This is a genomic window from Vibrio amylolyticus (assembly GCF_023145695.1).
Taxonomy (GTDB): Bacteria; Pseudomonadota; Gammaproteobacteria; order Enterobacterales; family Vibrionaceae; genus Vibrio; species Vibrio amylolyticus.
The window spans coordinates 139,293-161,111 of record NZ_JAJHVV010000003.1 but is presented as its reverse complement, the minus strand read 5'-3'; the positions used below and the strand labels follow the sequence as shown (position 1 = coordinate 161,111).

Annotated in this window: 18 protein-coding genes; 6 read left to right on the top strand and 12 right to left on the bottom strand. The window is 44.3% G+C overall.

From position 1 onward, the window contains the following. Window positions 1-73 precede the first annotated feature (73 nt). Window positions 74-1,666 carry a Na(+)/H(+) antiporter NhaB gene (nhaB, locus tag KP803_RS05835; protein ID WP_248007905.1) on the top strand — a complete coding sequence of 531 codons (1,593 nt, stop codon included), beginning with the start codon at window positions 74-76 and terminating at the stop codon, window positions 1,664-1,666. Between the two features lie 82 nt (window positions 1,667-1,748). Further along, window positions 1,749-2,270 (top strand): disulfide bond formation protein DsbB, encoded by a 522-nt coding sequence (gene dsbB / locus KP803_RS05830; RefSeq protein WP_248007904.1) that lies wholly within the window; start codon window positions 1,749-1,751, stop codon window positions 2,268-2,270. 104 nt (window positions 2,271-2,374) lie between these two features. Here the strand turns inward: dsbB and KP803_RS05825 are convergent, their stop codons facing one another. Both KP803_RS05825 and lrp read right to left on the bottom strand, forming a co-directional pair. Beyond that, complete coding sequence (locus KP803_RS05825; protein ID WP_248007903.1) at window positions 2,375-5,353, bottom strand: DNA translocase FtsK; 2,979 nt, start codon at window positions 5,351-5,353, stop codon at window positions 2,375-2,377. A gap of 266 nt (window positions 5,354-5,619) precedes the next feature. Beyond that, on the bottom strand, window positions 5,620-6,114 hold the full coding sequence (gene lrp / locus KP803_RS05820; RefSeq protein ID WP_248007902.1) for a leucine-responsive transcriptional regulator Lrp: 495 nt from the start codon (window positions 6,112-6,114) through the stop codon (window positions 5,620-5,622). 156 nt (window positions 6,115-6,270) lie between these two features. On the opposite strand from lrp, the gene ald reads away from it, so the two are divergent. Continuing rightward, on the top strand, window positions 6,271-7,395 hold the full coding sequence (gene ald, locus KP803_RS05815) for an alanine dehydrogenase (RefSeq protein WP_248007901.1): 1,125 nt from the start codon (window positions 6,271-6,273) through the stop codon (window positions 7,393-7,395). 132 nt (window positions 7,396-7,527) lie between these two features. Here the strand turns inward: ald and KP803_RS05810 are convergent, their stop codons facing one another. Continuing rightward, entirely contained in the window at window positions 7,528-7,686 is a 159-nt protein-coding gene (locus KP803_RS05810) for a YqaE/Pmp3 family membrane protein (protein WP_248007900.1), read from the bottom strand. A 129-nt stretch (window positions 7,687-7,815) separates the two neighbouring features. Beyond that, window positions 7,816-8,268: a terminus macrodomain insulation protein YfbV gene (yfbV, locus tag KP803_RS05805; RefSeq protein WP_248007899.1), complete on the bottom strand. Its 453-nt coding sequence runs from the start codon at window positions 8,266-8,268 to the stop codon at window positions 7,816-7,818. Between the two features lie 390 nt (window positions 8,269-8,658). Between yfbV and KP803_RS05800 the strand changes: the two genes are divergently transcribed. Next, window positions 8,659-9,855 carry an acetate kinase gene (locus KP803_RS05800; protein ID WP_248007898.1) on the top strand — a complete coding sequence of 399 codons (1,197 nt, stop codon included), beginning with the start codon at window positions 8,659-8,661 and terminating at the stop codon, window positions 9,853-9,855. A 197-nt stretch (window positions 9,856-10,052) separates the two neighbouring features. Continuing rightward, window positions 10,053-12,191 (top strand): phosphate acetyltransferase, encoded by a 2,139-nt coding sequence (gene pta / locus KP803_RS05795; protein ID WP_248007897.1) that lies wholly within the window; start codon window positions 10,053-10,055, stop codon window positions 12,189-12,191. A 99-nt stretch (window positions 12,192-12,290) separates the two neighbouring features. Here pta and KP803_RS05790 read toward each other — a convergent pair whose 3' ends face one another. From KP803_RS05790 to KP803_RS05755, 8 genes are all read right to left on the bottom strand, one after another. After that, complete coding sequence (locus tag KP803_RS05790; protein WP_248007896.1) at window positions 12,291-12,728, bottom strand: hypothetical protein; 438 nt, start codon at window positions 12,726-12,728, stop codon at window positions 12,291-12,293. Between the two features lie 15 nt (window positions 12,729-12,743). Further along, window positions 12,744-14,024: a hypothetical protein gene (locus KP803_RS05785; RefSeq protein WP_248007895.1), complete on the bottom strand. Its 1,281-nt coding sequence runs from the start codon at window positions 14,022-14,024 to the stop codon at window positions 12,744-12,746. Further along, on the bottom strand, window positions 14,017-15,627 hold the full coding sequence (locus KP803_RS05780; protein WP_248007894.1) for a VWA domain-containing protein: 1,611 nt from the start codon (window positions 15,625-15,627) through the stop codon (window positions 14,017-14,019). The genes KP803_RS05785 and KP803_RS05780 overlap by 8 nt, the downstream gene beginning before the upstream one ends. Before the next feature lie 2 nt (window positions 15,628-15,629). Then, complete coding sequence (locus tag KP803_RS05775) at window positions 15,630-16,619, bottom strand: vWA domain-containing protein (RefSeq protein ID WP_248007893.1); 990 nt, start codon at window positions 16,617-16,619, stop codon at window positions 15,630-15,632. Beyond that, a complete protein-coding gene (locus KP803_RS05770; RefSeq protein WP_248007892.1) occupies window positions 16,612-17,112 on the bottom strand; it encodes a DUF4381 domain-containing protein in 501 nt (166 codons plus the stop codon). Before KP803_RS05770 ends, KP803_RS05775 begins: the two co-directional genes overlap by 8 nt. After that, a complete protein-coding gene (locus KP803_RS05765; RefSeq protein WP_248007891.1) occupies window positions 17,109-18,065 on the bottom strand; it encodes a DUF58 domain-containing protein in 957 nt (318 codons plus the stop codon). Before KP803_RS05765 ends, KP803_RS05770 begins: the two co-directional genes overlap by 4 nt. A gap of 9 nt (window positions 18,066-18,074) precedes the next feature. Beyond that, window positions 18,075-19,040, bottom strand: a complete 966-nt coding sequence (locus KP803_RS05760) for an AAA family ATPase (RefSeq protein WP_248007890.1) — start codon at window positions 19,038-19,040, stop codon at window positions 18,075-18,077. A gap of 128 nt (window positions 19,041-19,168) precedes the next feature. Next, entirely contained in the window at window positions 19,169-20,689 is a 1,521-nt protein-coding gene (locus tag KP803_RS05755) for an arylsulfatase (RefSeq protein ID WP_248007889.1), read from the bottom strand. A gap of 190 nt (window positions 20,690-20,879) precedes the next feature. On the opposite strand from KP803_RS05755, the gene KP803_RS05750 reads away from it, so the two are divergent. Continuing rightward, complete coding sequence (locus KP803_RS05750) at window positions 20,880-21,809, top strand: LysR family transcriptional regulator (protein WP_248007888.1); 930 nt, start codon at window positions 20,880-20,882, stop codon at window positions 21,807-21,809. The last annotated feature ends 10 nt before the right edge of the window (window positions 21,810-21,819 follow it).

The window sequence follows — 21,819 nt, the reverse complement described above, 5'->3', positions numbered from 1 at the left end:
TTACATATTTGGTTAATATGAATGCTAGCTCGCTACCACATCCGTTCATAAACAACATTAAAGAGTATTCTCCATGCCGATGTCGCTCGGAAAAGCGCTTATTAAGAATTTTCTAGGTAAAGCGCCTGACTGGTACAAAGTTGCCATTATTTCATTTCTAGTTATTAACCCGTTTGTATTTTTTCTTATTAATCCATTCGTTGCTGGATGGCTATTAGTTATTGAATTTATATTCACACTAGCAATGGCATTGAAATGCTATCCTCTTCAACCTGGAGGGTTACTTGCCATTCAAGCCATCGCCATTGGAATGACAAGCCCCGCACAAGTTAAACATGAGCTCGTGGCTAATATTGAAGTGCTACTGCTGCTGATCTTTATGGTCGCCGGTATTTACTTTATGAAGAACCTTTTGCTCTTCATGTTTACAAAAATCCTATTAGGCATACGCTCGAAACCCATGCTATCGGTCGCGTTTTGTTTTGCTGCAGCTTTCCTTTCAGCTTTCCTAGATGCGCTAACCGTTATTGCCGTGATTATTAGCGTTGCTGTTGGGTTTTACTCGATTTACCATAAAGTCGCTTCAGGAAAAGGGTCAACAAGTTCACATGACCATACTCAAGATGATCAATTGTCGGAGCTTACGCGAGACGATCTAGAAAACTACCGTTCATTCCTTCGTTCTCTACTTATGCACGCTGGTGTTGGTACTGCGTTAGGCGGTGTAATGACAATGGTAGGCGAACCTCAAAACCTTATCATTGCCGATCAAGCAGGTTGGCTATTTGGTGAGTTTATTATCCGCATGTCACCGGTGACGTTCCCTGTCTTTATTTGTGGTTTGATCACCAGTGTTTTAGTCGAGAAATTTAAAGTCTTTGGTTACGGTGCTGAATTGCCTGATAACGTACGAAAAATACTTGTAGATTTCGATACAGAAGAGCGTGAACGTCGCACTCAACAAGACGTAGCAAAACTATGGGTACAAGGCGCTATCGCGGTATGGTTGATCGTTGGACTAGCTTTACACCTTGCTGCTGTTGGATTAATCGGCCTTTCAGTGATCATTCTTGCAACCGCATTTAATGGTGTGATTGAAGAGCACTCTTTAGGCAAGGCATTTGAAGAAGCATTGCCATTCACCGCGCTACTGACCGTATTTTTCTCTATTGTTGCCGTCATTATCGATCAAGAGCTCTTTAAGCCAGTTATCGACGCGGTATTGCACGTTGAAGACAAGAATACTCAGCTTGCTCTGTTCTATGTGGCTAACGGCTTGCTCTCTATGGTTTCGGATAATGTGTTTGTCGGCACGGTCTACATCAACGAAGTAAAAGATGCGCTAGTGAACGGTATGATTACTCGCGATCAATTTGACTTACTTGCCGTAGCGATTAATACAGGAACCAACCTTCCATCGGTCGCGACACCAAATGGTCAAGCAGCATTCCTTTTCTTATTAACATCGGCATTAGCACCTCTAATACGACTTTCGTACGGCCAAATGGTGATTATGGCGCTACCCTACACCATCGTCCTCGCTGTTGTAGGCTTAATTGGTATCATCTTCTTTGTTGAACCAATGACTGCCTATTTTTACGATATGGGTTGGATAACTCATAATTCAGCGAGTGCTGCAGAATCGGCTGTAGCTAGCGGCCATTAAAAAAATCAGTTGATAATGAAACTAATCCAAGTTAAAAAGCTCTGAGTTATCAGAGCTTTTTTATTTTTACAAGGAACCTGTTGTGAAGCTTCTAAGTACTATTCAAACTTTTTCTCAAAACCGCATTTCTTGGCTTTTGCTGCTCATCTTCGTTATTTTTTTTGAAGCCTGTGCCTTATTCTTCCAACATGTGATGCTGCTGCCACCTTGTGTAATGTGTATCTACGAACGTATCGCCATGCTCGGTATTGGTGGTGCTGCAGCGATTGGACTCATCAACCCTAAGAATCCAATTCTACGCTGGCTTGGGCTAGCGGCATGGGGAGCAAGCAGCTACAAAGGGCTTGCACTCTCAATGCAACATGTCGATTACCAGTTTAATCCATCACCATTCGCAACCTGTGACTTGTTTGTTACCTTTCCAAGCTGGGCACCTCTAAATCAATGGGTTCCGTGGATGTTCGAGGCTTATGGCGATTGCAGTAAAATAGTTTGGCAATTCCTTGGCTTATCCATGCCACAGTGGCTTGTGGTTATTTTCGCCGCTAACTTAATCGCTCTCGCAGTGATTGTTATTGCTCAGTTCGCCAAAAAAGTCGACTAAGTCCACTTGAAGTCGTGACACACTACTATCAGTCAGATCAAAAAGCCCCTTCTCGTCATACTAGAAGGGGCTTTTTTAGCGCTACACAAAATATCAGATAAGGCTTAGTTCATATCACGCGTGGGAGCTGGTGCTAGTACTTCACGATTACCATTATGTCCAGGGGCACTGACGATGCCTTGAGCCTCTAACTGCTCCACAATACGTGCGGCACGGTTATAACCAATCTTAAACTTACGTTGAACACCCGACACTGAGCCACGACGTGACTCAACAACATGCTCAACGACTTGGTCGAATAGAGCATCTCGCTCTTCATCCCCTTCCATTTTTTCACCCGGTAGTAGCGTCTCAGGCGTTTGGTCACCATTAGTGATTTCATCAATGTAATTTGGACGACCACGTGCTTTCCAGTTATTCACCACGGCATGTACATCATCATCTGAAGCAAATGCACCATGAACACGAATGGTATGGCTAGAGCCCGATGGAAGATAAAGCATATCACCCATGCCAAGTAGCGATTCTGCACCACCCTGGTCAAGAATGGTTCTCGAATCTGTTTTTGTGGAAACGGTAAATGCAACACGGGTTGGGATGTTTGCTTTAATCAAACCAGTGATGACGTCCACCGACGGACGTTGAGTCGCTAGGATAAGATGAATACCCGCCGCTCGCGCTTTCTGAGCAAGACGAGCAATTAGCTCCTCGACCTTTTTACCCACGACCATCATCAGATCGGCAAATTCATCGATAATCACAACAATATATGGAAGCTTTTCCAGTAGCGGTGGCTCAGGGTCCATACTATCGCCTTCACGCCACAATGGATCGTGAATTGGATGCCCTGCTTCAGCCGCCATTTTCAATTTATCATTGAAGCCTTTCACGTTTCTCACCCCTAGCGCTGACATCAACTTGTAGCGACGCTCCATCTCGCCTACACACCAGCGTAAAGAGTTAGACGCATCCTTCATATCCGTTACGACTTCGGTTAACAGGTGCGGGATCCCTTCATAAATCGAAAGCTCTAGCATCTTAGGGTCAATCATTATGAAGCGAACTTCCTCTGGGGATGCCTTATATAGCATACTGAGGATCATGACGTTAACACCCACTGATTTACCTGAGCCCGTCGTACCCGCAACAAGGACATGAGGCATTTTCGCTAGATCAGCGATAACCGCATCACCAGCAATATCTTGACCTAATACCACGGTTGTAGGAGATACGGCTTCAGTGAATGTAGGGCTGGATACGACATCCGAGAAAAATACCGTTTGTCGACTAACGTTCGGTAGTTCTAAACCAACGTAAGGCTTGCCAGGTATGACTTCAACAACACGAACCGCGATAGCAGAAAGTGAACGCGCTAAATCCATAGAAAGGCTAGATATGCGACTTACTTTCACCCCTGGCGCTAAATCTAATTCAAAGCGAGTGATCACTGGCCCAGGGAAAATATCCACAACTCGCGCCTTGATTTTATAATCCGCCAGTTTCGCTTCAACGAGTCGAGCAATATTCTCTAGCGCTTCTCGATCAATAAAGTTTTCTCGTTTCTCTGGATGATACAGTAGTTCAAGCGTCGGCAGTGGCTCTGCTGGCATTGGTAAAAACGACTCTTTTTGAACCAAGAATGGGTTTTGTTTTCCTGCTGCATTGGCTTGTGCATCTGAAACCAACGATTGAAATGCATCCACATCTTCGTCAACAGGCTGCTCTGCTAGATCTGAATCGATTAAAGGTGATTCAGTCACCTCTTCGAATTTTTCCACGTCACTATCTACGAATTGGCTCTCAGAGTTACTCTCGGATTGATGAGGTTCAGGCTCCTCCAGATCGTCAATAACATCAAACGTAGAAATGGTAGGCTCTTGTTGTTCCAAATTTGGTTCAACATCCTCCACTACATGATCTAAATGACGACTCGATAGCACTGGTTCAAGTTCGTGTTCAAGCGCTGGGTTTTCCTGCGTATCTGGATAAATGTGTTCCTCTGACTCCTGCGCCCAAGGCATTGCTGAGACCTCCGAATCTTCTAGCTGCCTATTTTCAATATCCTCTATCGTCTGCTCTTGATAGTGAGGTAAGTCCTCATCATTTAACGCAGCTTGTTCGAGCTGCTCTATCGTTGCCGACAACGAATGTTCTCGTTCATTTACCGGTTCATCAAAGCTTTTATCCGCTTGAAAGCCAAGTGATACTGCTGAAGCTTCTACTTTTGGAGCCACTTCCGGCATATGGATATTAAAGTGTCTTGTTTGCTTCGCTTCTTTATCTGATAAAGGTTCTTCAACTGGATGAGATACTTCATTTTGAGCAAGTCCATCATTTTCAAATGAATCTCGACGTGATGCCGACTCAGAAGTAAACATTGGCTCGACAGCTTCCTCTTGAGGCTGAGCAACGATAGCTGAAATGTTCTCTTCTTTTTCACCGCGCAACTTATTAACCAGTGCGGTAACTAAACGTATTGAGTAATCGCCTATCCACTCAACCATCGCGAGCCAAGACACTCCCGTTAAGAGCGTAAAGCCAGCCCCCCAAACAAAGAGTAAAACGAGTGTTGTTCCAAGAACATTTAGAGTTGGTACAGCAAGACTTGTCAGTACATCACCAATGACACCACCCGAAGAGAAATACCAAATATCATCAAAATTGAGATCAGCTAAGGCGCAGCTCGTTAAAATAAGAACGGTCAACCCAAGTAAGCGAGTCCCCCAGATCATTAAATCAATGGGTTCTTCTTGGTCGCGATTACGTAAAAAGATCCACGCGACAGCGGTAACAATGAGGGGAATAGGATAAGCCAGTGAACCAAACGTGAAAAAGAGCGTATCGGCTACCCATGCGCCTACAATGCCTGCTGAGTTTTGAATATCCATACCCCATGCTGTTTGGGACCATGACGGATCAGCAGGGTTGAAGGTAAATAAAGCGACTGTGCAGAAAATGGAGACAAGCACGGCAAGAATGAGTACGCACTCTTTCAGCCGCTGCGTACCGTTTAGGCGAGGCGAACTAGAGGCTTCACCTGTTTTGATAATGGTTGCGACTTTCTTTTTGTTCTCGTTGAACATAAACCTACTTTAATCTGAATAATGACTAACCTAACCTTGTGTTACTTTATACTTGAGTTACGTGATACAGGGTTAACGAATGCCAAGTTAGTATAGATAAAACAATACGAGCGGCAAACGCCGCTCATAATGATTTAACCACACTGATGATAAAAACCCAATTGCCTAACGTCAGAATATGGAAAAGAGTTCCAATATTGCTAACGTTAGTAACTCACTAGGAGTTTCAAGCTATTGGTAGGCCCGTAGAACAAGCCTTATAGCTGTTAGCGAGTTTTAATCACCAGTTGATTAGTCTGTTTAACTTCTTCCATGACCACATAGGTGCGAGTGTCGTTAACACCCGGCAAACGTAGCAACGTATCACCAAGTAATTTACGGTAAGCACTCATATCTGATACGCGAGTCTTTAACAGATAGTCAAAGTCACCAGAAACCAAATGACACTCTTGGATATCATCAAGTTTTTGTACTGCTGTATTAAATTGTTCAAATACGTCTGGCGCTCCGCGGTTCAACGTAATCTCAACAAATACTAACAGTGATGCATCTAGGTATTGCGGGTTTAACAACGCTGTGTAGCCCGTAATGTACCCTTGACGCTCTAAGCGACGAACACGCTCAAGACATGGAGTAGGAGAAAGTCCTACTCGTTTTGAGAGTTCAACGTTAGAAATTCGACCATCTTTTTGCAACTCATTAAGAATATTGCGATCGATACGGTCTAGATCCTTGGACGGCTTTTTGAAATTGTCTGCCATTTTTTATTCCACCTTATTACTTCCTTGCAAAAAAATATACTACAACTTTTTAATATTCAGTATCAAATTTTGTAAATTAGTTTCTATACTAGATATTAATTCGACAGAATTACCCTACACATAGATAATACAACCAAAATAACATAAGGAGTCAGGATGATCATTGGCGTACCTAAGGAAATCAAGAACCACGAATATCGAGTGGGCATGATCCCAGCTAGTGTGAGAGAACTAATCTCTCACGGTCACCAAGTTTTTGTAGAAACTAATGCCGGTTCAGGCATCGGTTTTTCAGACGATGATTACATCGCTGTAGGCGCATCCATTCTTCCTACTGCTGCTGACGTTTTCGCGAAAGCAGAGATGATTGTAAAGGTCAAAGAACCTCAAACTGTCGAGCGAGCTATGCTCAAAGAGGGGCAAATATTATTTACCTATTTACACCTCGCACCAGATTTTCCACAAACTGATGAGCTAATAAAGAGCAAAGCTGTCTGCGTTGCCTATGAGACTGTAACAGATTATATGGGTCGCTTGCCACTACTTGCACCTATGTCTGAGGTCGCAGGTCGCATGTCAATCCAAGCTGGCGCACAAACTTTAGAAAAATCTCACGGCGGACGCGGACTTCTACTAGGTGGCGTACCAGGTGTTGAGCCCGCAAAAGTCGTCGTTGTGGGTGGCGGTGTGGTTGGTGCAAATGCCGCTCGAATGGCGGTTGGTCTACGTGCCGACGTCACCATTCTAGATCGCAACCTTGATACACTTCGTCGCCTAGATGAAGAGTTCCAAGGTCGTGCAAAAGTGGTTTATTCTACAGAAGACGCCATTGAGAAGCATGTTCTAGAAGCGGACTTGGTGATTGGTGCAGTTCTTATCCCTGGCGCTGCGGCACCAAAACTGGTAACAAAAGAACACATCGCGAAAATGAAACCAGGTGCGGCTGTTGTTGATGTGGCTATCGATCAAGGCGGTTGTTTTGAGACGTCTCACGCGACAACTCACGCTGACCCTACCTACATCGTAGACGACGTTGTTCACTACTGTGTGGCTAACATGCCAGGCGCCGTCGCTCGAACTTCAACATTTGCACTTAATAATGCAACACTGCCTTATATCGTTAAATTAGCGAATAAGGGCTACCGTGAAGCACTGCTTGAAGATAAAGGTTTCTTGGAAGGCTTGAACGTTATTCACGGTAAAGTGACGTGCAAGGAAGTGGCAGAAAGCTTCAACCTTGAATATGTAGCACCTGAAAAAGCGATCGAAATGTTTAGCTAAACATATGCTTATTAATAAAAGGTCTAGTTATAAACTAGACCTTTTTTGTCTAAAAGTAATGATGGTATGCATTCAAAAAAACCATCTACTCCCGCTATCCTATCAAACACTCTCTCGATGAACGTTCTCCTACTAACGTGTTGCAACCCAAAGTGCGTGCACCATTCCTGGAACCCAGAAAAACAGAGTAAGAATAATATTAATCAGTAGATCTTTACCTGCACCTCGTGAGAAGAAAACACCAACGGGTGGAAGTAATAAGCAGAGTATAATGATCACAAGTCTATTCATGATAATTCCTTTTATGCATTTATTGTTTGTCGATTACTTTTATCGGTAGCCTAGAAACAAAAACGGGCACACTATCTGCACCCATTTCATTTCGATCATCTTTTACGTACTCGCCGCTTGTTTAGCGACCTAAAACCATCTTTCTAAAACGGTTTTATCCAACTGTCTAAACGCACGGTTTAATGTTTGCGCCAACTCTTTATAACGAGGTTTTGATTTCATTGGCTCCATTGCCAACCCGCTTTCAACAATTTTTTGATGCAGTTCTCGATACCAACTGGCAAGCGAAGGAGGAAGTTGAGTATTAGCACGATTACCAAGCCACCACATACCTTGAAGTGGTAAGCTCATGGCGAAAAGAGCAACGACAACCGCTTGAGGCAGTGCTTGCTGATTTTGAAACGCAACTTGAGTGATGACACTGATTGCAGCAATGGCAGGCATAACACGAATGGCAAAGCGAGTCGCTTTGATCAAACGCTGCTCGGGAAATAATACCGCAAGCTCTTTACGCATTGGCCACGTATCCATGTACTTCTGACCGTCTCTTAAGCTGTGTACCAGCCCGACTTTATCACTCATAGAATTCTCTCGCTCTCGATAGTGCCATTACTAAAAGTTTTTAATCTTTCAATTTTTAGCGTAAAAAATTGACTAAAGTTAATATTCTTTCAATTTTTTTTGTTATATTTGCAGAATATCGCTATTCTTTGCACCCCATCATACTCATTGTTGCTGTTATTTGTGATTTAGGCAACCATTGAGATGAACACTGCAAGGATTGCGTCCACTACTGTTGGTTAGCAAGTGCTAAATAAGAGCATAGGTTGTCTACGAGCAGATAGTGTCTTATTAAAAGGATATTTAATTAACTTTTACCAAGAATAGTACGTACTCTTTATCAGTTCAGCTATTCTTGAGATTGATTTTCATCTTTACTGAATAATTCAGACGATTAACAGGTAGTCACTCATGTCTAAGCTGGTTTTAGTTTTAAACTGCGGTAGTTCTTCACTTAAATTCGCAATTGTTGATGCAACAAATGGCGACGAACACTTAACAGGTCTTGCTGAATGTCTAGAGCTTCCAGAAGCTCGTATCAAGTGGAAACTTGATGGCAAGCACGAAGCACAACTAGGTGAAGGCGCAGCACACAACGAAGCTCTTTCTTTCATCGTTGAAACAATCCTTGCTTCTAAGCCAGAATTAGCAGAGCAACTAAAAGCGATCGGTCACCGTGTTGTACACGGCGGTGAAGAGTTCACACAGTCAGTTCTTATCGATGATTCTGTTCTTAAAGGTATCGAAGACTGTGCAGCACTTGCACCTCTTCACAACCCTGCAGCTATCGTTGGTATTAAAGCAGCTCAAAAAGCGTTCCCTGGCCTACCAAACTCTGCAGTATTTGATACTGCGTTCCACCAAACTATGCCAGAAGAAGCGTTCCTATACGCTCTACCGTACAACCTATACAAAGAGCACGGCATCCGTCGCTACGGCATGCACGGTACTTCTCACCTGTTCATCGCTCGTGAAGTTGCAGAGCAACTAGGCAAGCCAACGGATGAAGTTAATATCATCAACTGTCACCTAGGTAACGGTGCTTCTATCTGTGCTATCAAAAATGGTAAATCAGTAGACACTTCAATGGGTCTTACTCCTCTTGAAGGCCTAGTTATGGGTACACGTTGTGGCGATATCGATCCTGCGATCATTTTCCACCTACATGACTCTCTAGGTTACTCAATCGAAGACATCAACACGATGCTAACGAAAGAGTCTGGCCTAATGGGTCTAACTCAAGTATCTCCTGACTGTCGCTTCATCGAAGACAACTTCGGTAAAGACGAAGCTGCAACTCGCGCAATGGACGTAATGACTCGTCGCCTAGCGAAATACGTTGCAGGTTACACAGCGACTCTAGATGGCCGTGTAGACGCTATCGTATTCACTGGTGGTATCGGTGAGAACGGTGCTCCAATTCGTGAAAAAGTACTAGAGCGTCTAGCTATCTTCGGTATCGAAGTAGATGGTGAAGCAAACCTTAAAGCACGCTTTGGCGGCGAAGGTACTATCACTACTGCTGATAGCCGTATTCCTGCAATGGTTATCTCTACTAACGAAGAGTTAGTAATCGCAGAAGACACAGCTCGTCTAGCAGCACTGTAATAAATATCGGCTAGCGATACATATCGTTAGCCGCTTTTTCTGTTATATGTATTTGGTAACTCTGTTTACGAAATACAAATATAGGGGCTCAACCGCTATTCCTCACAGATTTTGTCCATCGTCGTTCAGTACGACATGTCGAGATTTAGGGAATAATTGTTGGGCTTTTATTTCAAATAAATATAGGTATTTTGCATATGTCTCGTACTATTATGCTTATCCCAACTAGCGCTGGTGTTGGTCTAACTAGTGTTAGCATGGGTGTTCTTCGTGCTATGGAGCGTAAAGGCGTTAATGTTTCATTCTACAAGCCAATTGCCCAACCACGTTCAGGCAAAGATCAGCCAGATCTAACCTCAACGATTATCGAAGCAAACAGCTCAATCATCGTGGGTCAACCAACGCCAATCTCAACCGCCGAAAACCTAATCGGTAGTGAGAAAATGGACGTACTTCTAGAGTCGATTGTTGCTGAATACAACAAGGTAAACGGCGAGTCTGAAGTAACACTGATTGAAGGTCTTGTACCAACACGTAAGCATCCATTTGCTAACCAAGTAAATGCTGAGATTGCTAAAACGTTAGGTGCAGAGATCGTTCTTGTTGCAACGCCAGGTACTGACAACCCATCTCAGCTAAAAGAGCGTATTGAGGTTGCATGTTCTAACTTTGGTGGTGCTAAGAACAAAAACATTAAAGGCGTTATCATTAACAAGCTTAACGCTCCAGTTGATGAAGCAGGTCGTACTCGCCCTGACCTATCTGATATCTTTGACGATGCAGACAGCGCTCAGAAAGCGAACCTAGAAGTGATGCAAATCTTCAACTCTAGCCCTATCCGTGTACTTGGCTGTGTGCCTTGGAGCATCGACCTGATCGCGACTCGTGCGGTTGATATGGCGAAGCACTTGAAAGCTGAAATTATCAATGAAGGTGAGATTGAAAGTCGTCGTATTAAGAGCATTACGTTCTGTGCACGCTCTCTTCCTCACATGGTTGAGCACTTCAAACCAGGCTCTCTGCTTGTAACTTCAGCAGACCGCCCAGACGTTATCGTTGCTGCAGCACTTGCTGCGAAAAACGGCGTTGAAATTGGTGCAATCTTGCTAACTGGCGGTTATGACCTTCCAGAGCAGATCGTTGAACTTTGTAAGCCTGCATTTGAAACTGGTCTTCCAATCATCAAAGCGCAAGGTAACACTTGGCAGACATCTCTTAACCTGCAAAGCTTTAACCTAGAAGTACCTGCAGACGATAAAGAGCGTATCGAGTTTGTTAACGAACACGTTGCTAGTCACATTGATGGCCCTTGGATTGACTCTCTATCTGAAGGCGTTCAGGGTATTCGTCGACTAAGCCCACCTGCATTCCGTTACCAATTAACAGAATATGCGCGTAAAGCTGGCAAGAGTATCGTACTTCCAGAAGGTGATGAGCCACGTACAGTAAAAGCTGCGGCTATCTGTGCTGAGCGCGGAATCGCGAACTGTGTACTTATCGGTAACCCTGATGAAATTCGCCGTGTTGCTGCTGCGCAAGGCGTAGAACTTGGTGCTGGCGTTGAAATCATCGACCCTGAAGTTGTACGTGAAAACTACGTAGCTCGCCTTGTTGAACTACGTGGCAAGAAAGGCATGACGGAAGTTGTTGCTCGTGAAAAACTAGAAGACTCTGTATTCCTTGGCACTATGATGCTTGAGAACAACGAAGTAGACGGTCTAGTATCTGGCGCAGTTCATACAACGGCTAACACGATTGTTCCTCCGTTCCAAATCATCAAGACGGCACCTGATGCCTCTATCGTATCGTCAATCTTCTTCATGCTTCTGCCTGATCAAGTATTGGTATACGGTGACTGTGCAATCAACCCAGATCCAAACGCTGAGCAACTGGCTGAAATCGCGATTCAATCGGCAGATTCTGCAGCAGCATTTGGTATCGACCCACGTGTTGCAATGATCTCTTACTCTACGGGCGAATCTGGTAAAGGTGCTGACGTAGATAAAGTACGTGAAGCGACTAAGATTGCTCAAGAGAAACGTCCTGATCTTATCATTGACGGTCCTCTACAGTACGATGCAGCGATCATGGAGAACGTAGCAGCTTCTAAAGCACCGAACTCTCCTGTAGCAGGTAAAGCGACTGTATTTGTATTCCCCGACCTAAACACGGGTAACACAACGTACAAAGCGGTACAGCGTTCAGCAGACCTAGTTTCTATCGGTCCAATGCTTCAAGGCATGCGCAAGCCAGTGAATGACCTGTCTCGCGGCGCGCTAGTAGACGATATTGTTTACACAATCGCACTGACAGCTATTCAAGCGACTCAAGGTTAATTCGTTAGTATCTAACTAAAAACCTAGAAATAAAAAACCCTCGATACTGTTCAAGTGTCGAGGGTTTTTCTTTAGTTAATACCTTAGATTTGGCTTTGATTAATTCGTTTTAGGCGCGATTTGATAGAACGGTAAGTCCGCTTCTTCAATCTGCATTTGGCGCTTTTGTGCTTCTTTCTCAAGCTGATCGATCTTCTCTCTATCGCCTTCACGTGTACTGGTTACCCAACAAGTTGCGTGAGTCACTGGGCCTTCTTCCGGGCTAATATAAAAATCAGCCACGCCTTCTGGTGGGTAAATAGCCACAGAGTTAATTGCGATTGGCTCTTCATTGTTATAAGCCACACAGCGCATTTTCGCTGCAAGCAGTGAAGTAATACGCACTCGATAGTGATTGTTATCCATCTTAACGACAGAAGCGCCACTATAAGTCGTTGGCTTAATGCTCGTCACCTCTTCCTGCGCAAATGCTGAAAATGATGATAAACATGAGACGGAAGCAGCCATCAATAATGCAATTCTTAGAGTCTTTTTCATCTTAAATTATCCTATTTACTTCGGATTAATATCGGATAGATTCCATCTATTTGAAATCAGACTAAATTCCCATTTAGCCACACAACGTAATGTTCCTACTCTACTCAATGACCCTGATTGATGGCATTGCTCTTTCACATATTCAAACTGATCAGGTAATCGATTAATCGAGTATAAATTTTTCTTTCTCATCCAAGAATAAAATGCCTGTTGCCAAGCCTCTTGGGGTTTCAATGCCGCGATCATTAATTCAATGAACCAATACACTGAGGTCTGTTTAAACAGAACTAACCTTTGAGCAATGCGTTTTATCTGCTTTTCTATCTTGGCCCTTAACCAATAGGCCAAAACTACAGAAACTCCCATCAAGAACACCCACAGTTGATTTTGATACCACCAAATAGGGGCTTGCTCTCGCAACTCAAAAAGAGCGATTTCAACACGTTCTTTTAAAGGTGGTGGAGGTGGTGCAGCGACAGTTACATCGATTGAAGGTAAGGTCGCTACCTCTAAGCTACCTTTGGCATTATTCCACCACGTCACCTCTACCGCTGGAAGTTGATACTCACCCGCTTCGACAAATCGGTAATGAAGATTACTGCTCTTTGTACCGGTCATGTGGCCACGGTAATCGCTGATTGAGTGAGACTCTCTACCATGCGTCAATTCAACGCTTTGGTCTAAAAAAACAAGTGGTGGTAGTTGGCCAATAAGATAGCCCGGTAACGCTTTCGCTGATTGAGTAATAGTACGAGTGACTACTCCACCAGACATAATATCGGTTTTTGTCACTTTCTGACTTAACGAGTAATTCGATGTTGAAATGGCCCCCATCGCCTCACGAGGCTGAGCAGAGGCCTCTACTCGATAAGAATCACTGGTAAATTGGTACTCGTCCTCTTTTTGAGTCACCTGAACCTTTAGCTCAGGTAAGCTAAAGGTTCCCGCTCTAGACGGATAAATATCATAACGATAGTTGGCCAAGTAGAAGCGTTGACCGTCACGATTTTGGTGTGAATAGCTAGGTCGATCACTAGGTTCAATAAATAGCCCTAAAACTTTCAAAGGCTCAATAGAGAATTGACCCGAAATAGGAGAATTGCTTGTAATGGTTAACCAGAGCGTTGCTCGTTCTCGTTCAGTCACGCCCTCTGTTCTAAGTTCCCAAAACGCATCCCAAGTCACCCGAGACTGAGGTTGATAACCACGTTCGTTGCTTGCAGAAACACAAACACTGCTCAGAAGACAAAGTATTAAAGCAGTGATCGTGCGTAAGATAGAAAGTCTCTTAGTCATGCTTACGCTCCGCCTCAGTTGCTGATATCTCTTCATTAAAAGACAAAGCGCTATTCAATTGATTCGAAAACTTGTTACGTAAAAACACTTCAGGGCTGGTTTGAACCTGCTCTAGCCAGATTTTATTTAAATGCTCTTCGGCAATAAGGTCGGCACTATTAATCACCTCAATTTTATCTTCTGGCTCTTCAATGCCCATATCTTCAGCAAGTGAATTGACAAAATCAGCCGTCATATCTTCTCCTGCTGTCCCCTGCCCGAGAGCTCGCTCTTCCATCAATTTAAAAATGTCTTCTATAATCTCTAAATTGTGCAGAGCGACTGGGTTTGCCTGTTCGATTTCTAACACGCTATTAAACCAACGCTCTGCGCTACGAAAGCGTTGCAAGTGGGTGTAAGCAATACCAATATTCAATCCACGCCTGACCTGGTCGCTTGGCTCTGTCACCTCAAGGTTATTGAGTAACATCAGCGCCCACTCCCACTGACTGTCTCTCATCAGCGCTTCTACCTTCCATTCTGGCTCAGTAAAAAGCTGAGCAGCACATGCGTAGTTCTCTCGCTCAAAGTGCCAACGAGCTTGCTGCTCTGGCGTGAAAACAATCTCCATCCAAAGACTCTGGCAACTTAGCTTAGACTCCACTTCATCAGCATAGGCAAGGTTTGGTGACGTTGACGACATAATAAATAGCCAAGGTAGAGCAAACCAACGAATCGTCCAGCCACGGCGGAACCACGTCAAGGTGATCAGTAACAATGCAAACACCAGAAAGTAACCCGCTTCTTGCCACTCAATATCACTGTCTTGCGGGTCGAAGTATTGGTAATCATCCACCCAACGGTTGATTCGCTTGAGGTCTAATTCATCGGCACTCATTGAGATTGTTTGTACCCCAGAAGGCGCATCCAGTGATGCAGAATAACCAAACTTCCAAACCAGTAGTTGATCATCACTATCTTGTAAGTATTGAGTCATCGCTTGTTGCGAACTTCGGTCTATTTGATCGGTAATTAATATAACGCTACCGGGAAAGACAAAACCCTCCGCCTGTAGGTTCGATTCCTTGATACCATTTAATACCGCTGACACGTTTTTACCTGCTCGCGGTACTAGGCTTGTAGAGAGGCTATCTAGATAGTAATCGAGAACATTTCTGTCTTGTGTGGGTGGCAGAAGTAAGTGCGCACTACCTGCGTAAACCCATATGCCAATTTCACCCTCTTCACGGCTGTTAATAAGCTCTGTTATTTTTAGCTTTGCGGCTTCCAAACGCGTTGGTGTGACATCTGACTCAGCCATAGAACATGAGAGATCGACTACTAGGATAAGAGGCGACTGGTTCTGCGCCTGCGTACCAGGCTCTGGTTTCCAAGTCGGCCCTGCACATATAATCACTAGAGCGGCAAGCGCCCATGGTAATAGCGCTTTAGGGGATAATCGGGATTGGGTGGTGTCTTTCGTCAGCACTGATGCTTGCAAGTGTGGCGCGATCAAATCACGAACATCATTTTTACTATTAAGCTGACGAATCAGCCACGCAATAAGGCCAACGACGATAAGGGCTAAAAGCCAAGCTGGGCGAATGAAGTGAAATTCAGACATATCTACTTCTCCCCTTTATTGATATTGCGAGATAGCTTGAGTAAAACAACGAGCAAAGCAGTCAGGATCAAAGCGAGCACGACGCCAATAGGGTAGTAATAGAGCTCTAATTTAGGTCTGACACTATAACTATCAAAAACCGCAGGCTCTAGTTGATCGATCTGGGTGTAGACCTGTTGTAGATCAGAGGCATCTTGCGCTTCAAATACGACACCGCCAGTAAGATCAGCTATACGGTTGAGCATCTCCATATCAATCGCTTCTTCACCCACTGATGCAGGGTCGCCAATTGCAATTGAGTGGATAGTAATACCGTGCTCCGCAGCAAAGTGCGCCGCTTCAATCGGTGGAAAGTTACTATTGGTATCTCGACCATCTGTCATCAAAATTAGAGTCTGGTGTGTCGTTTGCGCATGTTCAAAGTGGTTCACCGCAACGCCTATCGCATCACCAATCGCCGTTCCTGGGCCCGCCATACGAACATCCATCTCTGCTAGAAGCTGTCTTAAGGTGATAAAATCAGAAGTAAACGGAGACTGCAGATAAGCCGCATCACCAAAGGCAATAAGACCAACGCGGTCTGACTCTCGTTGAGAAAGAAACTCTTCAAGTAAGTTCTTAACAACATCAATACGTCTTTGCTCAATACCCTCTTCATCAGCAAAATCTCGCGCTTCCATTGAACCCGACAAGTCAACAGCGACGAGCATTTCTCTGCCTTGAGTTTCAATCGTATTCACCTCTCCCCAGTAGACCGGCCGCATTGCCGCCAATACCAAAGAGAGATAAAGCAGAATCACCAAACTGCGCTGCCAAAATAGAGGCGTTAACTTAACGGCACCCTTAGAGAGCTTTTGCTGTGACAATGCTTGGAACTGCTCAAAATGACTGTGTTTTACGGCTCTAAAACGAGTTAAGTGGGCAGGTGCAAGCGCGACTAATATTGGTAGCACGAGCGCCAACGCAAACCAAGGATAGGTAAATTCAAACATAAAGCGCTCCTAACCAAGCTCTCACTTCCGCCACATGTTGCTCTGATAACACTACATTTGGCTGATAACTCGTTTGGAGAAGTGCTTCACAACAAGAATTAGAGAGTGACAACTCACCCTGTTGCTGCTGTAGAAACTGGTAAAAAGCAGTGGCATTCATTACCCCTACCTTACCTTCTGGCCAGTGTTGATTTGCAACACGTTTCACTAAGTGACCAATTCGTTGATGATCGGTTTGAAGGTACTCTTCAAATAGAGTCGCCGCTTCTCTAAGGTAAGATGCTCGAAGCCACTTCAAACGGCGATAGAACACAGCGCCAATAATCGCTAAAAGGATGAGCGCAAATAACGTATACCAAGCCGTTGTAGCGGGAAACCATGATACTGGTGTTGGCAGCGTTCTCCATTCGAGGTTTTTAATCAGGTGAGCACCAAACTCTGTCACACTGCCTTCATGAGCATTTGTGCTGTTTAGGTTGTCTACACTGCTCATGATGCACGCTCCCCTGACTCTGAGCTCGATGATAAGTGAGACAAGCTGTTGATTTGAGCCCAAGTATCAAGGTGAGTGGTAAAATCAAAAACAGGCTGCCCTGTTGCTTTAAAGCAGGCATCTAATACCGAGCGATGCTGCGCAATATAGTCATGATACTTCGCTCTTAGTTGCTCATTATTTTGTGCAATATTGAGTTGATACTCTTCATTGCCCATTAAGATGTTTCGCTTGGGTAGTACCATCTCTAATGGGTCTGACACGCGAAAAGCAAACAGATCATTATGCGCGGCTAATTGGGTAATCAATGGAACGCATTGAGCATCAAAATCAGAGAAGTCACTTAAGATGAACAACTGCTGATCTTTAATGCCACGCTGACAAAGATCATTGAGCACTTGCTTTAGCCCATTCGCTTGCATTGAAGTTTGTGGGAGTTGACGATTTTGACTGACAACCTGCTGTAATACGGTGAGCATTGCAGATTCACCTCGGCCAGAAACCAGTGCCGTTATTCCACTATCGTGAATAACATTGCCGCAGAAGCGATCGCCATCATAATTAACACGACCTGCAATAATGGCGGCAAGTTCAGCCGCAATCACAGATTTCATCGAGCCATTTGAGGCAAAAAACAGTGAACTGGTTTGATCGACAATCAGTTGAATGGTTTTGTCTTTCTCTTCCGAATAGACACGCAGATAAGGCTGACCGGTACGTTGTGTCACTTTCCAATCGATACATCGAACATCATCACCAGGGTGATAGTGACGCAGTTCAATGAAATCTAAACCTCGGCCACGCTGTGAAGCGACGTTTAGCCCACTTAATAAAGAACAGCGACCAAGCGGTGGACGCCAGGTAAGTTGACGACCTTGCGCAGCCAAACCAGTAAGACGTGCCATGCTGGTATGGATACGCAGATCAGTTGAAGCCGACAATTGCTTTGCCATACGCGCCTCTTATACCCATGCAACCTGTTTGAGCAGTTGATCAATCACCTTATCAGTGGTCATTTTATCGCTAAGAGCGGTAAAGCTAAGGGCAATACGGTGACGAAGAACAGTATGAGCTATCGCTCGGATATCATCAGGTGTGACGTAATCTCGATCATTTAACCACGCGTACGAACGAGCACATTTATCAAGTGCAATCGCCGCTCGTGGGCTGGCTCCTAGCTGAATGAAGCTTGCTAGCTCAGGACTGTATTTTTCTGGGTAACGCGTTGCATCAATAATATCGACAATGTACTGATCAATGGCATCAGACACACTTACTTTCTCAACTAAGTTCTGCGCGGCTTGTACTTCTTCAACACTCAAACCTGCCACGTCTAAGCTTGTGCCCAAACGCTCACTACGTAGCATTTTAAGCATCTCTTTTTCGGCATTTTTCTCTGGGTATTCCACCAATACTTGCATTAAAAAGCGGTCCATTTGAGCTTCTGGCAGTGGGTATGTGCCCTCTTGCTCAACTGGGTTTTGCGTTGCCAATACCATAAATAACTCTGGTAATGAGTAAGTTATTCCACCAACAGAAACTTGGTTCTCAGCCATCGCTTCAAGCAGCGCAGACTGCACTTTCGCTGGAGCACGGTTAATCTCATCCGCGAGCAGTAAGTTAGAAAAGACTGGGCCACGTTTAAACGATAGCGACTGGCTATGAGCATCATAAACTTCGCCACCGGTGACATCACCCGGAAGCATGTCTGGCGTGAATTGAATACGGTGCAATTCAGCGTTCATATTACTTGCTAGGCCATTAACTGCGCGCGTTTTTGCCAGCCCTGGAAGGCCTTGAATCAGAACATGCCCCTTAGCAAGTAATGCAATCACAAGCTGTTCGACAACACGTTCTTGACCAATGACGGTCTGGTTAACGCACTCTTGAAGACGTTGGAATTTAGGAAGTAATGAAGAAGTTGGCATAACATAGCCTCACGTTGATACGGTCAGTTACTTATTGAAATACTTTTAGAAAGAGTAAATATTTTAATAAGCAAACTAACGGAAAAAGTGGGTGCACCTAAGTACACCCAGAATATTAGAACGTTAAATTATTTAGCGTCTGGACGGTAAGGCATCTGCTGCATTACACGCTCAAGGTTGAATGAGGTTGGCGCTTGACGTAGAGGGAACTCTTGGAACGTCTGCAGTAGCTTAGCGACTTCAACCTGCACTGGTACGAAGAAGAACATGCGGTCACCAAACCATTTTAGGTACATCATTGAGTGCTCTGGTGCTTCTTCAAATGGGTCAGCACGTAAGTCGACTAGCTGAGGCCAAGTAGTTGCAAGACGTGGAGCGAACCAATTATCTTCAGTCGGCTGAATGAACGTCGCTTTGATCTTACCAACACGTACCGCTTCTAGGTTACCTGTCTCAGCGAAGTAGAAGATCTCGTTACGAGTCGTATCTTCATTGTTGAACCAAGCGTCTCTGTGGTCGTAACCATCAATGTAAACATCGTGCTTCTTCTTGAAGTTCTCTTGAACGTCTTTTTCACCCGCGATAGTCGCTAGCGTTGTGAATAGATCTTCATGAGACTGAATACCGTTGTTTACAGAACCCGCTGGGATTTTGTTTGGCCACATAACCATAAATGGAACACGTGTGCCACCTTCAGTTGTTAGACCTTTTTCACCTTTAAATGGTGTGTTACCACCATCTGGCCAAGACATCTTCTCAGCACCATTATCGGTTGTGAAGATAACGATTGTGTTGTCTTTCTGACCTGTTTTTTCTAGCGTATCAAGAAGCTCACCCACGTAGTGGTCTAGCTCGTTCATACCGTCAGCGTATAGACCAAAGCCAGTCTTACCCGCCCACTCTTCACTTAGGTGAGTCCATACGTGCATACGTGATGGGTTGTACCATAAGAAGAACGGGTCATCTGTTTTAGCTTGAGCTTCAATGTAATCTACAGCCATGTCTGTAAGTTCACGGTCAATCGTTTCCATGCGCTTACGAGTTAGCGGGCCATCGTTACCTGTTGGGCCATCAGCAGTACCCGTTACCATACCACGAGGGCCAAAACGCTCAGCGAATGCAGGGTCTTGTGGGTAATCTTCGTTCTCTGGCTCTTCTTCAGCGTTTAGGTGGTAAAGGTTACCGTAGAAGTTGTCAAAACCGCGACGGTGAGGAAGCATGTGCTCTTGGTCACCAAGGTGGTTTTTACCTAGCTGGTTCGTCATGTAGCCGTGTTCTTTTAACACTTCAGCAAGCGTTGGGTCTGATGGAGAAAGACCAACCGGAGAACCAGGTAGGCCAACGTTTAGTAGACCTGTACGAATAGGTAACTGACCGGTTAGGAACGCTGCACGGCCTGCTGTAGAGCTTGGTTGACCGTAGTGATCAGTAAATAGCATACCTTCATTAGCAACACGGTCGATGTTTGGTGTTTTGTAACCCATCATGCCATTGTTATAAGCAGACGTGTTAAACCAACCGATATCATCCGCCATGATGACAACGATGTTTGGCTTCTCAGCAGCATTTGCCATTGCAGGAGCAACCGCGCCTACCGCAGCAGTTGCAACAACCGCTGTGCTGATCAGGTTTTTAGAAAATGTTTTCATTTGCATAACCTTTATTAGTTTCAACGACTCCACAACGCGACTACTTCCTACGTGCCAGCTCTTCCATGTATTTCATTGGGGAGATACATCCGAAATTGGATTGCGCATAGATTAAAAGGTTTACAGCTCATCTAGTATCAGCCTAAGATAATAGATAACATTTATATTATGAATATTAGGTTGTTTGCTTATGCCACAAAACAAACACTTTGATCTGAACCTACTTCGCGTTTTTGTTGCTGTATGTCGTACAGGCTCTTTCACCAAAGCTGCCGAGGAGTTAGACCTGACACAATCGTCGGTAAGCAATGCTATTAACCGATTAAAAGCGTCGATTGATACCAACTTGTTTATTCGTTCAGGTCGCGGCGTGCAACCCACAGCGATTGGTAAAAGTTTGTTTGAGCAGATGGAAGAGCCACTTCGATTACTCGATCAATCAATAAAAGGCATTGACTCTTTTGATGAGGTCAACGATCACCGTTCCTTCAATATCTACGCGTTTGACGCCTTTATTCAACTGCTTGCCCCTCACCTTGAAAAGCGTACAAGTGATACAAGTATTGATGTCATCATGCGTGAAATGCCCGGAGAAGAGGAATTCTTAATCAATGCATTACACAATGACACCGCTGATATTATTGTTGATGTAAAACGTCCAGAATCGGCGTCACTCGACTTTATGAAAATCGCCACAGACGATCTAGTTTGTTTAGCTAGCTCCTGTCACCCGAGAGTATCTAAAAGCCTATCTCGTGAGCAGTTTTTTGAAGAGAAACACGTCATATTTAATCTAAAGCGGCTTAATTTGACAGCCTTCGATCTATTTACAGAAGAGGTACTACCAAAACGTAGGGTATTAACAGAACAGTCTTCGATGATGAGTATGCTTGCGACTATCAGTAATACAGAGTCATTAGGTGTGACCCTTGAAAGTTACGCCAAACAATTTTCTCCACTATTCAGTTTACAGACTTTCGAAGTACCCCTTGATACTAAGCCCATCGATATTTATCTAGTGTGGAATCGTAAGTTCACCCATAACGCCGCGCACAAATGGTTAAGAGATCTATTGAAAGATATCTTCGATAAAGACCTTAAACATTTACAACATAAATAAAGAGTATTGA

Excerpts from the sequence above, each read along its gene's own strand:
- nhaB (WP_248007905.1), top strand. The coding sequence starts at position 74 with ATGCCGATGTCGCTCGGAAAAGCGCTTATTAAGAATTTTCTAGGTAAA.
- KP803_RS05825 (WP_248007903.1), bottom strand. The coding sequence starts at position 5,353 with ATGTTCAACGAGAACAAAAAGAAAGTCGCAACCATTATCAAAACAGGT.
- lrp (WP_248007902.1), bottom strand. The coding sequence starts at position 6,114 with ATGGCAGACAATTTCAAAAAGCCGTCCAAGGATCTAGACCGTATCGAT.
- ald (WP_248007901.1), top strand. The coding sequence starts at position 6,271 with ATGATCATTGGCGTACCTAAGGAAATCAAGAACCACGAATATCGAGTG.
- KP803_RS05810 (WP_248007900.1), bottom strand. The coding sequence starts at position 7,686 with ATGAATAGACTTGTGATCATTATACTCTGCTTATTACTTCCACCCGTT.
- yfbV (WP_248007899.1), bottom strand. The coding sequence starts at position 8,268 with ATGAGTGATAAAGTCGGGCTGGTACACAGCTTAAGAGACGGTCAGAAG.
- KP803_RS05800 (WP_248007898.1), top strand. The coding sequence starts at position 8,659 with ATGTCTAAGCTGGTTTTAGTTTTAAACTGCGGTAGTTCTTCACTTAAA.
- pta (WP_248007897.1), top strand. The coding sequence starts at position 10,053 with ATGTCTCGTACTATTATGCTTATCCCAACTAGCGCTGGTGTTGGTCTA.
- KP803_RS05790 (WP_248007896.1), bottom strand. The coding sequence starts at position 12,728 with ATGAAAAAGACTCTAAGAATTGCATTATTGATGGCTGCTTCCGTCTCA.
- KP803_RS05785 (WP_248007895.1), bottom strand. The coding sequence starts at position 14,024 with ATGACTAAGAGACTTTCTATCTTACGCACGATCACTGCTTTAATACTT.
- KP803_RS05780 (WP_248007894.1), bottom strand. The coding sequence starts at position 15,627 with ATGTCTGAATTTCACTTCATTCGCCCAGCTTGGCTTTTAGCCCTTATC.
- KP803_RS05775 (WP_248007893.1), bottom strand. The coding sequence starts at position 16,619 with ATGTTTGAATTTACCTATCCTTGGTTTGCGTTGGCGCTCGTGCTACCA.
- KP803_RS05770 (WP_248007892.1), bottom strand. The coding sequence starts at position 17,112 with ATGAGCAGTGTAGACAACCTAAACAGCACAAATGCTCATGAAGGCAGT.
- KP803_RS05765 (WP_248007891.1), bottom strand. The coding sequence starts at position 18,065 with ATGGCAAAGCAATTGTCGGCTTCAACTGATCTGCGTATCCATACCAGC.
- KP803_RS05760 (WP_248007890.1), bottom strand. The coding sequence starts at position 19,040 with ATGCCAACTTCTTCATTACTTCCTAAATTCCAACGTCTTCAAGAGTGC.
- KP803_RS05755 (WP_248007889.1), bottom strand. The coding sequence starts at position 20,689 with ATGAAAACATTTTCTAAAAACCTGATCAGCACAGCGGTTGTTGCAACT.
- KP803_RS05750 (WP_248007888.1), top strand. The coding sequence starts at position 20,880 with ATGCCACAAAACAAACACTTTGATCTGAACCTACTTCGCGTTTTTGTT.